Annotated in this window: 11 protein-coding genes; 6 read left to right on the top strand and 5 right to left on the bottom strand. The window is 34.4% G+C overall.

What is annotated here, in order from left to right; all coding sequences use genetic code 11:
• Nucleotides 1-121 precede the first annotated feature (121 nt).
• A complete protein-coding gene (locus SNE38_RS06715) occupies nucleotides 122-880 on the bottom strand; it encodes a CsxC family protein (protein WP_336046160.1) in 759 nt (252 codons plus the stop codon).
• 155 nt (nucleotides 881-1,035) lie between these two features.
• Here SNE38_RS06715 and SNE38_RS06710 point away from each other — a divergent pair, with 155 nt between their 5' ends.
• Both SNE38_RS06710 and SNE38_RS06705 read left to right on the top strand, forming a co-directional pair.
• A complete protein-coding gene (locus tag SNE38_RS06710; RefSeq protein ID WP_191704947.1) occupies nucleotides 1,036-2,223 on the top strand; it encodes a ParM/StbA family protein in 1,188 nt (395 codons plus the stop codon).
• Nucleotides 2,224-2,234: 11 nt separating this feature from the next.
• Nucleotides 2,235-2,600 carry a dehydrogenase gene (locus tag SNE38_RS06705; protein WP_191704946.1) on the top strand — a complete coding sequence of 122 codons (366 nt, stop codon included), beginning with the start codon at nucleotides 2,235-2,237 and terminating at the stop codon, nucleotides 2,598-2,600.
• Nucleotides 2,601-2,654: 54 nt separating this feature from the next.
• Here the strand turns inward: SNE38_RS06705 and SNE38_RS06700 are convergent, their stop codons facing one another.
• A complete protein-coding gene (locus SNE38_RS06700) occupies nucleotides 2,655-3,212 on the bottom strand; it encodes a CotY/CotZ family spore coat protein (RefSeq protein ID WP_336046159.1) in 558 nt (185 codons plus the stop codon).
• 234 nt (nucleotides 3,213-3,446) lie between these two features.
• Between SNE38_RS06700 and SNE38_RS06695 the strand changes: the two genes are divergently transcribed.
• The 3 genes from SNE38_RS06695 (at nucleotide 3,447) to SNE38_RS06685 (ending at nucleotide 5,966) form a co-directional block, all read left to right on the top strand.
• Nucleotides 3,447-4,076 (top strand): nitroreductase family protein, encoded by a 630-nt coding sequence (locus tag SNE38_RS06695; RefSeq protein WP_191704944.1) that lies wholly within the window; start codon nucleotides 3,447-3,449, stop codon nucleotides 4,074-4,076.
• A gap of 247 nt (nucleotides 4,077-4,323) precedes the next feature.
• Nucleotides 4,324-4,752 (top strand): MarR family winged helix-turn-helix transcriptional regulator, encoded by a 429-nt coding sequence (locus SNE38_RS06690; RefSeq protein WP_336046158.1) that lies wholly within the window; start codon nucleotides 4,324-4,326, stop codon nucleotides 4,750-4,752.
• A 251-nt stretch (nucleotides 4,753-5,003) separates the two neighbouring features.
• The gene (locus SNE38_RS06685) at nucleotides 5,004-5,966 is read left to right on the top strand and encodes a zinc-binding dehydrogenase (RefSeq protein ID WP_191704942.1); all 963 of its coding nucleotides are present in this window, start codon (nucleotides 5,004-5,006) and stop codon (nucleotides 5,964-5,966) included.
• Nucleotides 5,967-6,109: 143 nt separating this feature from the next.
• Here the strand turns inward: SNE38_RS06685 and SNE38_RS06680 are convergent, their stop codons facing one another.
• Nucleotides 6,110-8,368, bottom strand: a complete 2,259-nt coding sequence (locus SNE38_RS06680; protein ID WP_191704941.1) for a S9 family peptidase — start codon at nucleotides 8,366-8,368, stop codon at nucleotides 6,110-6,112.
• Between the two features lie 737 nt (nucleotides 8,369-9,105).
• Here SNE38_RS06680 and SNE38_RS06675 point away from each other — a divergent pair.
• Nucleotides 9,106-10,068, top strand: coding sequence for a S8 family peptidase (locus tag SNE38_RS06675; RefSeq protein WP_191704940.1), 963 nt, complete (start codon nucleotides 9,106-9,108; stop codon nucleotides 10,066-10,068).
• 514 nt (nucleotides 10,069-10,582) lie between these two features.
• Here SNE38_RS06675 and SNE38_RS06670 read toward each other — a convergent pair.
• On the bottom strand, nucleotides 10,583-11,104 hold the full coding sequence (locus SNE38_RS06670; RefSeq protein WP_336046157.1) for a hypothetical protein: 522 nt from the start codon (nucleotides 11,102-11,104) through the stop codon (nucleotides 10,583-10,585).
• Complete coding sequence (locus SNE38_RS06665; RefSeq protein WP_336046156.1) at nucleotides 11,085-12,851, bottom strand: reverse transcriptase domain-containing protein; 1,767 nt, start codon at nucleotides 12,849-12,851, stop codon at nucleotides 11,085-11,087. The genes SNE38_RS06670 and SNE38_RS06665 overlap by 20 nt, the downstream gene beginning before the upstream one ends.
• Nucleotides 12,852-12,887: the final 36 nt, after the last annotated feature.

The following is a 12,887-nucleotide window of genomic DNA, read 5'->3' as shown; positions in this document are numbered from 1 at the left end:
GGAAGGAATGCTCATAAACATCCCCCCCTTTCCCCTCCTTTAGAAAAGCTAAAAATTTCTTTTACTCCATTAAATATACAGCAGTGAAAATCTAATATTTATCTGGATTGAAGTTAGTTACTTAACAATATTCATCACAATCATCATTAGTTGTTGAAGATACACGAATTTGCTGATTTTGAAGTACTTTTAAAGTAATATCAACGACCATCTTTTCCTCTATTTGAGTGAAAATACCTTCTCCTATAGGGGCATTCTTTGCCAAAGGAGACCGATTAATCGCTTCATCCCATTCAATAATATTACTTGAAATCAGCTCACAAAATGGCAATTCATTGTAATATTGAGTGGAGTTTTGATGAAATTGAGAAAGATCGCTTGATAGAAAATCATCTTTTTCCGGAAAACCACTTGGCAGTGAATCCGAAATCAAGAAATCAAACTCACTCCGTTTGTTGATTGCTGGCTGGACAGGTTTTCTCAAGTAATGCTTGATTTCCGTTACACAACTAAAAGGAACATCAACCGTTAAAGAATTTATACTGGAAGAAATAGTACTTAAATCACAATCTTGTTCTTTAATGGGGCTCGCATATTGAATGTTTTTCCGCACAAACCCTTTTATAAATAATTTATTCGTTGGTAGAAGCAACCTGCATTGTACTAATTTAATCTGTTTTTTCACGTCTTTTATTTCCAAGACAGGCGTAGGAAATTTAATACAGGTATCTAAATTTACTTGTACCGTGAGTTCAGCCAATACAACAGGTACTTTTGTATATATTTTTCCAATACTTACATTCGGTTTATGAGGTTTATTATCACACTCACTTAAGCTTAACGGGAAGTTACACACATCATTTTTTTTATCTTCGTACATCTTGCCCCTCCTAAATTTCAATTAGTGCATCATATGCGGGCTAAATGCCCATCCATTGGGCGGTTGCCTAAAATCATATGAGCACGAAATTAAAAAGTACAGGCACCTGTGGGCTATTGCTGTGCATACAATTGAAAAGAGAGGTGAGTGAAAACATGGAAGGGAAAAACTTTCTTGCGGTCGATTGCGGGAACAGCTGGTATAAAGCTTTGTCATCCGATGGCGGATATTACGGGGATTACCAGATACCAAATGCAATCTCTTTATATGATGAAGAATTCTATGAAAAACCTTACGATGAAGGAGATATCAAATTTGAGGAAAATATGATTGTTGAACTCAAAAGTCATGCCCTTATCGACAAAAGGGAAATATACTACATTGGTAAGGCAGCTACTAAACAACGTGATGTGAGTCTAACAGGTTTTAATAATCAAAAGGTCGATGAAGATCGCACTTATATTCTTTTATTTGGTTTAGCTGCATTTCATGCTGTTTGCTTAAATCCTAATGAAACTGAAATACACTACCACATTGATCAATTAGCCGTATCACTGCCAACTACTCAATATAGGGAAATGAAGGATAAGTTCAGACAACGGTTATTAGGGACTCATACCGTCATTTTTCATAAAGTACCAGGTGTTACCGAACCGAAAGAATTAACAGTTAAATTATATGTAGAAGATGTCATTATTGGTGCGGAAGGTGCTTGTGCTTACCTTGGATTAACACGGGATCAAGAAACACTGGCCATCAAAGATGACGACCTTGTTAAGGATTCACAAAAGGGAATCATTATTGGAGATTTAGGTGGGGATTCTGTAGATTTTGTTGGAATTAAGAATAATAAACCGGTTGCTTCTGTAGAAGGAGAAACCTTTGGCATCAATCAATTCCTCGATAATATCATTCAAAAGGTAAGTAAAAATGAATTATATAAATTTGATTCTCGTGCTGAATTAGAAGAAAAACTGGCTGCCGGACAATCGGAATGGTATGTGGAGCCTTTCGCAGGTGTTAGAAAAGACATAAGTAAATATATTATTCCACAATTAAAATCAATGGCCATAAAGTACTTGGAACACTTTGATCGGGTCAGAAGCAGTTCAAGTGAAATTAAGGGAGCTACGCGATATATTGCTGTAGGAGGAGCTGCCAAACTAGCACAGAAACAAATCCAGGAAGTGGCCGTTCGTTGGGCCGACAGAGGACGACCAATTCAGTTAACTTTCCCTGAAAATATGGAAAAATTAAATGTTCATGGTCTGATGATTCTTGCAAAAATGAAACAGATTCGAACAGAACAAGAAAATGAAAACCTCATCTCCGTGAGAAGTTGAGGATGATGGAAATGTCTAGATTATATACAGATTACTTCAATCAGACAGCTCTAACAGTCCCAACGCATTTTATTGATGTTAAAAGTGGAGAGACAGTGGAGGTTTCAGCAGAAATCTTTAACCAAATCGAATACCATACCGAAAATCAGACCCTCATTCATTTAGTATTATCAGCTCTTACTGAATATTTCCACCCGATTAAAAAAAGAGAGCTAAATGAAGATATTTTAATGGAATTAGCCGAAATCAAACAAATGTTGCAAGAAAATCAAATAAATAAAGCCTATGTAAAAATTCCAAAGAAAAAGGCACAGCCAAAAACTACCGATTTAGATCTAAAAGAAGTTGATGATATTCTTGAGGTTTTTGGAGGATAAATAATATAGGTGAACTGAGGGGAGAGTTCACCTATTATATGACCATAAAAGATTCTATAGTCGTACAGCAGGCAAAGTAGAAATGGCACAGAAGCAGGATAAATCAACAGTGATGCAAATCCCTGTTTTCATTAAGTCGTCAACATACTGGTGATTGATTTGATCACAAGGACTATGAATCTTTCCGCATCGGTCTCTTTTTGGTTTAAATGTTAAAAGTTCCAACTCAGCACAATTGCCTTTTAACTCCCTAATTTTAAAAACAAAAGTAGTTATACATACGAACTTCTTATCCTTCAATCCTACCGGACAAGCACCTACTCCTTCAGCTTTAAATGGCTCACACCCGCAATACAAAATAAAAGGAATTGTATTTTTATTAAACTTTTTAGGCTCTTCTAAAAGTTCCTCAAATGATTCATCACAGGAAGAACACTTCTTCTCATGTTCTTTCTCCACTTTTCTTTGCGCCTTTAAAATTGCTTCAAGAACTTCTTCGACACAAGCTCCTTTATCTTTGCCCTTATGGCAATCCCCTTTACAATGTCCTTCTTTTTTGTGAGTTGGAAAATATTCCTCCTCATAAAAACTCTCTTTTTCATGGTTGCACATACCCTTCACTCCTCCTCAAATAATGATTATTCTTTTTATCATATGGGACGGTAAAGTGTTGTGCTTGAATACTTTGCCTATTATATAGTAATAAAGATAATTGACAGATTAAATTATCTACTAGTTTTTAATCGGTTTCCTATCAAAAACACAAAATGATATATGACTTGTCAATCATTGACTAATCAACTATAATAAAAGCCGATTCAAATTCCAACAAAAAGGGTGAATAAAATGTCACAGCAAAAAACAGCTTTAGAGAAATTAATGCATGAACGTAAATCAGTGCGTAAATATCAGCCCGGTGTTACGATTCCTCGAGAGAAAATACAGTATATTTTAGAGCAGGCAACATCAGCTCCATCATCGAGTAACTTACAGCCTTGGCGCTTCCTTGTTATTGATGATCCAGAGCAAAAGAAAGAATTACGCATTGCTGGATTTAATCAGGAGCAAATCGAAACATCATCAGCAATTATTGCGGTAATCGGCGATATTGAAATGTATAAAAATGCTAAGCAAATTAACGATTTAAATGTTGAGTTGGGCTATATGCCACGTGAGATTGCCGATATGATGATTTCCAATTCTGAAACGGCGTATAGCAGTTTTTCTGATGCTGAACGCAGTAATATTGCCCATTTAGATTCAGGTTTAATTTCTATGCAAATAGTACTTTTAGCGAAGGATATGGGCTATGATACAGTAATAATGGGCGGCTTTGATAAAGCAGCCTTTGCTAAAAAATATGAACTGCCTGCTAATGAGCTGCCGATGATTTTAATTGCTATCGGTAAGGCTGCTATGCCCGCTCGTAATTCATCACGTTTACCAATCGAACAAATTCTTCATTTTTCTAGCTAGATAATTAGAGAAAGCTTTCATATGACAGGTTATTGATCTATATCACTAAATCATTCATCATATCTTAGTTTAATTTTTGTTATGCTTTATCCAAATGAACAGAAATGCTACCATATAGTCATCAGAGAAAACGTCCAGAGAGGTATATAATTAGATACCTAAAAGTTATTCTATAACTATGACCGAGTTCGAACATAAGTTTTTGGTTAGCGCAAAACGAAGAGTATTTAATGTGGGGAGGGTTAGTATGGAAGTTTGTTTGGACGATAAAAAACAGATGATTATGATGTTAAAAAGATTAGAGCGTCACGTAACGCAAATTTTTGAAAAAAGAACAGAAGTTAGTTTGACGAGATATGAAATTTTAGTTTCTTTAGTTAAAAAAGGTAGTGTTACACAAAAAGTATTACAAGAATCACTGGCGATCGATCAATCGGCAATTACACGTCATTTAAAGTTACTTGAAGAACAGCAATACGTTGAACGTAAACGTAACGAAAAAAACAACCGTGAAGTACTTGTAACGATTTCCGATAAAGGACGAGCATTATTGGATGGTTGTACAATGTTTAAAGATCAATTTTTGAATGACCTCTATGATGATTTTTCAGATAGCGAATTACAGCAACTCAAGCAATTTCTTACCCGATTAAATCATAATGTAGAGATGCTTTAAGGTTTGTAGCCAGTGCTTCTTCAGAAATAAAAAGCGGCCTAGAGAATTTTATCTCTAGGTCTTTTTTTCGCTCTCCTTTTCCTACCACAGAAATAGCATCTTTGAATTTGAAAAAATATCTTTGGAAAAGCCTTCAAAGATTTAATATTACTATTTACATTAAATACTTCAAAACCTATAGGTATATAAATATATACTGATTGGAAATGACTATTGAGCGCTTATGATGTAAACAAATTGGAGGCGATTGTATGAAAGGTTGGCTTTTTTCAGGTACAAACAAACCGCTAGAATTAATTGAAAAGGAAGATCCGAAAGCTATTCCAGGTCAAGTTGTTATTGAGGTAAAGGCTGCTGGCTTATGCCATTCAGATGTTGCAGCATTACAAGATCCTGGTTGGATGCCCCTTTTCCCAAATGGTCCAGTTATTATGGGCCATGAGTTTGCAGGGGTTATTATTGAAGTAGGCGAAGGTGTTGAGGGTTTTAAAGTTGGGGATCGTATTGGAGCTAACCCAATGAATCGTGAAACAAAAGTAACTGCTGGATATACTTATGATGGTGGATATGCAGAAAAAGTTCGAGTTCCTGCAGACCAATGCGTCATTATTCCAGAAGGTGTTTCGTTTGTCGAAGGTGCCGCTTCAACAGATGCAGGAATTACTGCTTACCGCGCAATCTTTAGCATCGGACAAGCAAAAGAAGGGACAAAATTAGGGATCATTGGTGTTGGTGGTCTTGGCCAATTTGCATTACAAATGGCACTTATTAAAGGTTGCGAAGTTTATGCTACGGACATTTCTCCAGAAGCTCGTAAACTTGCTGAAGAATTAGGTGCTCACAAGGTTTATGATACGATTTTAAATATGAAGGAAGCTGAGTGTGATGTCATCGTTGATTTCGCTGGTTTCGGTCAAACAACTTCTGATGCACTAGAAGCAATCCGACCACAAGGAACAGTTGTAATTGTTGGTATGGGGAAATTAGAATCTAATATTAATACTTATTTAATGATTACAAAAGAAATTAAGCTTTTAGGAAGCAACGGTGGGTCAGTAGAAGATTTAAAAGGTGTATATGATTGCTTTACTACTGGTAAAATGAATCCTGAGTTAATTACTATTCCTTTTGCGGAAATAGATAAAGGGTTAGAAAAACTAAAAAATCATGAAGTTAAAGGCCGCTTAGTAGCTGTCTTTGAAAAAGAGAAATAAAATAAACGTCTCTTGAAACACAAAATAGAAGATGAAGAAACAATTTTTCTGTTTCTTTATCTTTTTCTCACTGCAAGAAAGAAACGGATCCCAAGAGTTGGAATCCGTTCTTTGTAATTTTATACAAATGTTTCAATTATAGTTCACTTTAAATATTCCGCAAAGAATTCTACCATTGCATTGTAGAATTCGATACGGTTTTCTTCATTTGCAAAACCGTGCCCTTCATTGTCTTTTACCATATACTCTACTTCCACACCTCTATTTTTAAGTGCTTCTACGATTTGGTCCGATTCTTGTTTATTCACACGGGGATCATTCGCCCCTTGCGCTACAAATAAAGGTGTTTTAATTTTATCGACATGGAATACCGGAGAAACAGATTCTAACAGTTCCTTATCTTTTTCAGGGTGACCTACACGCTCATAAAACATGTTACGTTGTGTTTCCCAATATGGTGGGATTGTTTCTAATAGTGTAAAGATATTTGAAACCCCTACATAGTCAACCGCTGCTGCATATAAGTCTGGTGTAAATGTAATACCAGCCAATGTTGCATAGCCACCAAAGGAAGCACCGTAAATACCGATTTTCTCTGGGTCAGCAATTCCTAAATCAATTGCCCACTGTACCCCATCTGTAATATCATCTTGGATTTTTAATCCCCATTGCTTGTTGCCCGCTTCTAGGAATTCTTTACCGTAACCAGTTGATGATCTAAAGTTCATTTGAAGAACTGCATAGCCTTGATTTGCTAATAATTGTACTTCATTATTGAATCCCCACATATCACGAGCCCATGGACCACCGTGTGGAATGACAACTAACGGTAAATTTTTAGCCATTTTATTTTTTGGTAATGTTAAATAACCATGAATTATTAGACCATCTCTCGCTTCATAGGAAATAGAATGCATCTCCGCTAAATTACTAGCATCCAACCATGAACCTAACTCCGCTAATAATGTCATTGTTTCTGTTTCAGCATCATAATAATAATACTTTCCATACACAGTATCGCTAGAAACGCTTACGATAAATTTTGTCATTTCTTTATTGAAGTCGTTAATCCCAAATTCACTTGCACTTACACCAAGTTGATCTTTCATTTTATTGAAAAGATTTTCGAACTCGCTGTCAAAGAAATTATAGTGAACTTTATCTGTGATATACATTGCATAAAGGAGCTGATCTTTCGTAGAACTATATAGAGCCCCCGCAACATCTACATTTGGATTTGAGAAAATCACTTCTTCTGTGCCTTTTAAATCATATTTTACTAGTTCCGCTTTATCTCGACCTTTATCGGATACAGCATAAATAAATTGATTATCTTGAGAAAACCCTAATGGCGAGACTGTTTCACCAGCATCCATTGTGATAAACGGCTGGAACTCTTCTTCTTCTGTTTCACGATATAAAACAGCACCCACTACCCCGTCTGATGCTACAGCCATACGAATTTGCCCATTGCTATCGGAAATCCAGCTTAAAATATTACCCGGATTTTTTGCTACTAATTTTGTTTCACCTGTTTTTACATTTAATTTATAAACATCAAATACAGTTGCATCTTCTTTGTTCATCATGACTAAAATTTCATCCTGAACATCTTTTAAATAATCAATAGGAAGCACGACAACATTTGGGTACGGTGTTAAATCTTTTTCTTCTGCACCGTTAAATGAAGACGAGTAAATATGATAGTTTTCGTCTCCCCCATTATCCTTTAAATAATACATATTATTATCTTTCCAGAAAAGCCCTGCAATATCTCGATCTGTTGTACTTGTTACTCGCACAGGCTCACTCTCATCAGCCATGTTCTTTACAAACACATTTAAGCGACTTTCCCATTCAGCAGCGTAAGCGATATATTGGCCATCTGGAGATAATTGATAACCTAAACTACCAGGATTTCGCATAAAATCTTCGACAGAGATTTCTTGTGCCCCTGTGTTATCAATATCTTTGTTTTGATAGTCTTTTACATTACTAAAAAGTTTTAAAACCTTTGTTTTGGTAATCTGTTGTAAATTGGAAACACCTTTAAATAAGCCTAGTTTTTCCGCTGTTTTTCTATAATCATCCAGCGATTCCTCATTAGTTTCTGCACCAAGCGCTTTTACTAAAATAAGTGCCGCTTGTTTTTCCGTAATGTAGTCACTTGTATTTTCGAACTGATGATCACCAAGCCAATTTCCAATGACTTCTGCTCTCATATAGTCCGAAGCATGCTGAAATGTTAAAGCCGTGACAGCTTCTTCAAGAAAAGCTTCAATTGTTACACGTGAGTTTTGACTGGCAGCTACCTCAGTTGTTGAATCGTTTGCTAAAGCCGAAAACGGTAACGAGACTAATAATGCTACCGTTAACATAACTGATAAAAAGCTTTTTTTCACAATATCCCCTCCTTAATTATTATAAATTTAATAATAGCGTACAAAAGAAGGTCGGTGACATTTAATTTAAAATATTCATTATTTTTACATATTTCAAAACATTAATTCCAGAATCATACATATTTCTGAAACTTCATTTGTAGTACTAACGTATATATTAATTTATTCTCATGAAAATCTATAACAGGTATCAAAGTTTAAGCTAATAATACAGGATTATTTTTAATCTCCGCCTCCACCGCAACTTGAGCAAGAAGAATCCGACGTTTTTTATAACAATAAGAAAAAGCGGATTCCAAAATCAGAATCCGCTCTTTGCAAATTATTAAATTAACTCCAACCAAGCCAACGCTTCACAATGCGTCGACTGTATGTGGCAACACATTGGTGCTGGTGGGTTTTATAATATAGGCTCGAATCTTATTTAAGTGAAGTCTAGCCTGTTTTCTTATGCGTCTTTGACTGTTGCTTATCACTAACACACCCGATTATGAAAAATCATAAGTACCTGTTTTGTAATACTAACGCATTTTAGTTCAAGTACAAACATTCACACTCTTTAAGATTGTTATCATGCGTGATTGACTAATAGACACCAATACTATTTTCACTTTTAAAATTCCGATAGTTAGATAAAAACACATCTATTGTAACTTTTAATAATTATTCAGAATTGTTAGACTATTACCAACTACCAAGAATACACTTGAAACTTAATTCTTTCGGGAGGGATACAAATGGAACAAAAGTTACATTTATTTCCATATCAAGTGGATGAAGTGATCGAAATGGTCGAAGTGGTGCCAAAAGGTATTGAACTTATTGCAGCACCAGAAATTTGGGAGAATTCTAAAGGAAAGGGAATCACTGTTGCGATATTGGACACAGGCTGCGACGTCACCCACCTTGATTTGAGTGAGCGTATTATCGGCGGACGGAATTTCACTCGTGATGATGATGGACAACCTGATGTATACATCGATTATAGTGGCCATGGAACCCATGTGGCTGGCACAATTGCTGCAATTAGTAACGGCACAGGAGTAGTTGGTGTTGCACCTGAAGCAAGTTTATTGATTTTAAAAGTGCTTGATAAAAGTGGATCAGGACAATACGACTGGATCATAAATGGTATTAACTATGCAGTTGAACAAAAGGTGGATATTATCTCCATGAGTCTCGGAGGTTCTATCGATGTACCTGAGTTACACCAGGCTATTCAAAACGCAATCACTAATCAAATTCTAGTAGTTTGTGCCGCTGGTAATGAGGGAGATGGACAGAGTTCTTCTAATGAATTTTCCTATCCCGCCTGCTACAATGAAGTCATCAGCGTCGGATCCATTAACCTGCAACGCAGTTCTTCTGAATTTTCAAATTCGAATAATGAAGTCGACTTAGTAGCTCCTGGTGAAGGAATCCTTTCAACGTATTTAAACGGAACTTATGCAAAACTAAGCGGAACTTCGATGGCAACACCACATGTATCCGGTGCACTTGCACTCATAAAAGAGAATGCCAACAGAAACTTTGAGCGAAATCTGACAGAGACTGAGCTGTATGCACAATTAATAAAGAGAACCATTCCTTTAGGAAACTCGCCAAAACTCGAAGGCAACGGATTGCTGTACTTAACAACAGAGAAATACTTATCGGAGGTGTTCAACCAAGAATTATCTGCAAAAGCGTTGAAAATATAATGGAAAAACTAAATTTGCATATTTTGATGAATTCGAAATATGTACAAATAATTATATACAATTCAAATATGATTTAACGATCCTAAGAAACTCAATATTACTCTCCAATAAATCGGATGATTTAGAATTTGAAGATATTGAATCAATAGAAAAAGTGGAAAAAATAAAAAAACTGAGAAGACAAAATAATGATTTAAAATTAGAAGTTACTATAGGTTAACTATTACAGAATTTTAACATTACTTTACTTTGTTAGTAATTATAAAAGCAGACGGCCAATTAGAGGTGTATTAACGCACTTCTAAACCGTCTGCTTTTTATGTTTCAACAAATATCAAATTAGATATAACTAAGACACATCCAAATAAAGCGTACGTTGAGAAACACGCTTAATGGGATTAGTCGGCTAGTTCAAGCCACGCAACCGCTTCACAATGTGGTGAGTGCTGTACGTGGACAAAATATACTAAATAGATGTAGTAAAGTTCACTTTAAAATATTCAAAAAACTCCACTCATTTTTTAGTTAAATTGTATAAAGTCTGTTCAATGATAATTGATTGTGCAGAATCGGCATATTCTAGCACATTTTCTACGATAGCTTGTAAATTATATACTTCATTATTTATTAAACTCTGAATAATTTCTTCTTTCTTGTCAAAATCATGGCTATTAACATCATCAAAATGTACTAAAAATTTGTCTACATAAAACTTAATTGATTCTTTAATAGACAGCCCTTCAATTAATTCAATTTTCAAATACTCATCAATGTTATCGGCAACTTTATTTAGTAAACTTTGCTTCCCTTTTTCTGTGAAACGTCGAAAGTGATTTTGAATAGTATAATTTTTAGCATATCTATCATTTTCCAACAACATTGCTCTTACATCTACCAAGATTAAATCCATATAGCAGCTGTATTCAAAACTGCCTGGTTTTAGAGATTTAAATTTCTCTATTTTTGCTTTCAAAAACGCCTTTTTTTCATTAAAAATTTTATTGTATTCTGAGAATTCATTTACTGTTTCGAACATATGATTTTGCCTCTCTTAACATGATAACTTCATTATTTTTAATCGCATTTATTAAATCACTAATTGGGACAACTTCAGTAACCGTTTCTCCCCTACCTTTAGTAGCAATTGCAATTACCTCATTTGAATTATTTAATATTGGCCCACCACTATTACCACCGTAAATTGGCATTGTAACACTAAATCTTGTATATTCAGGACCACCAAAACTAACAGTCCGCTCTCCTCTAGTCCTACCTTTCTCAAAATGCAAACTTTGCCCTCTTCTATACTCTGGGTAACCGATAATAGAACATTCCATATCTTCTACTATTTCTGTTGAATGATTAAATCCATACCTATTTGTATCAAGGTCTTTAACTTTCAACACTGCAAAATCTCTATCTACATCATAACTAACAATTTTTGCAAACCACTTTTCATTAGAATATCTGGATTTATGAATAGGAATGAAATACTCTTCCCCAAAATCAAACATCTCGTCTTCTAATATTTCAAGATAACATTTTATAACATGCCAATTTGTAACTAAACCTATACCTTTCAGCAAAAATGCACTCCCCTGGTCGGTAATGATGTCATCTACATTAGAACCTTCTAAATAATAACTAATAGAATCTGACTCAATTACGAAGGTCCATTGCTCCCTAGCTTCTTTAAATGTTAATGGAATAGCTATATATGGATAATATGTATTGTATTTATTATTTATCTGATCAACTAAATCATTATAACGATTAGCCATTTTTTTAAATAAAGCATCTTGTTTTCCTTTTATATGCCCTACATGAGAAATCATTCCTCTTAAGACATTAAACATATCTACAGTCTTAAAATATGTATCTCTTAATGGATATTTCTCATTAAATATTTTTAATGCTTGATCTAAATCTCCTACATTTTTTTCTATAGTATGAAGTATTGACCGAATTCTTCTAATATAACCTCTATTAACATTTAATTTAGTATTTACTTTCACACCTGTTACATATTTAGCTTTACTAGAATCTGATAATCTAGTTTTTTTCTCATTTATTTTAAAACCATTAGCACGAATAACTTTCTCCAATTTTTCGCTAACAGTAATAACTTCTTCCTCTTCTATAGTAATTATTTCTGTTGGGAATTTCCCTCTGTTAGTTGAGAATGTTAAATCATCTGCATATCTTGTATATATACATCCATAGCGTTTAGCTAAACGATCTAATTTTTTATCTAATCTATAAGAAATAATATTTGAAATTATAGGTGAAGTAGCTGCCCCTTGGGGTAATACATTATTATTATCACAGCAAATATTAGCGAGCGTAGTAGCTACTTCATTATTAAATTTAAAATAAGCCATAAACATTGCTCTTACTCTCGCAAAATTAATACTTGAAAAGTAATCTTTTATATCTAAATTTAATATTAAATTTCTTCGAAGATGACATTCGGCATTTGTACGTATGCCTTTATTTTTTTCAAATCCATGGGAAGCTTTATGAGAGGAATTATATTTAAGATTTAATATATAATTTAATTTTTTTTGGATAATAGCAAGGTTTTTTGAAGGCTTATTTATGTTTCTGTATTTATCACTATTCTTCTTACGTATTTTAAAAGAAGAATATGTTTTAGTTTCAACGACACTCTGCCATAAAGTTTTGCGGGGAACTTCTAACAAATCTGCTATGTCGTCAAAAGATTTCAAATTTTCGAACTCCATCAACAATAACGTATCTGGTTTAGTTAATTTTAACTCCATAGAATACATCGTCCTTTTTAAAACAATTTGGAGTAG

It is taken from the genome of Solibacillus ferritrahens, assembly GCF_037027585.1.
Classification (GTDB): domain Bacteria; phylum Bacillota; class Bacilli; order Bacillales_A; family Planococcaceae; genus Solibacillus; species Solibacillus ferritrahens.
This window is presented reverse-complemented; position numbering and strand designations above follow the sequence as displayed.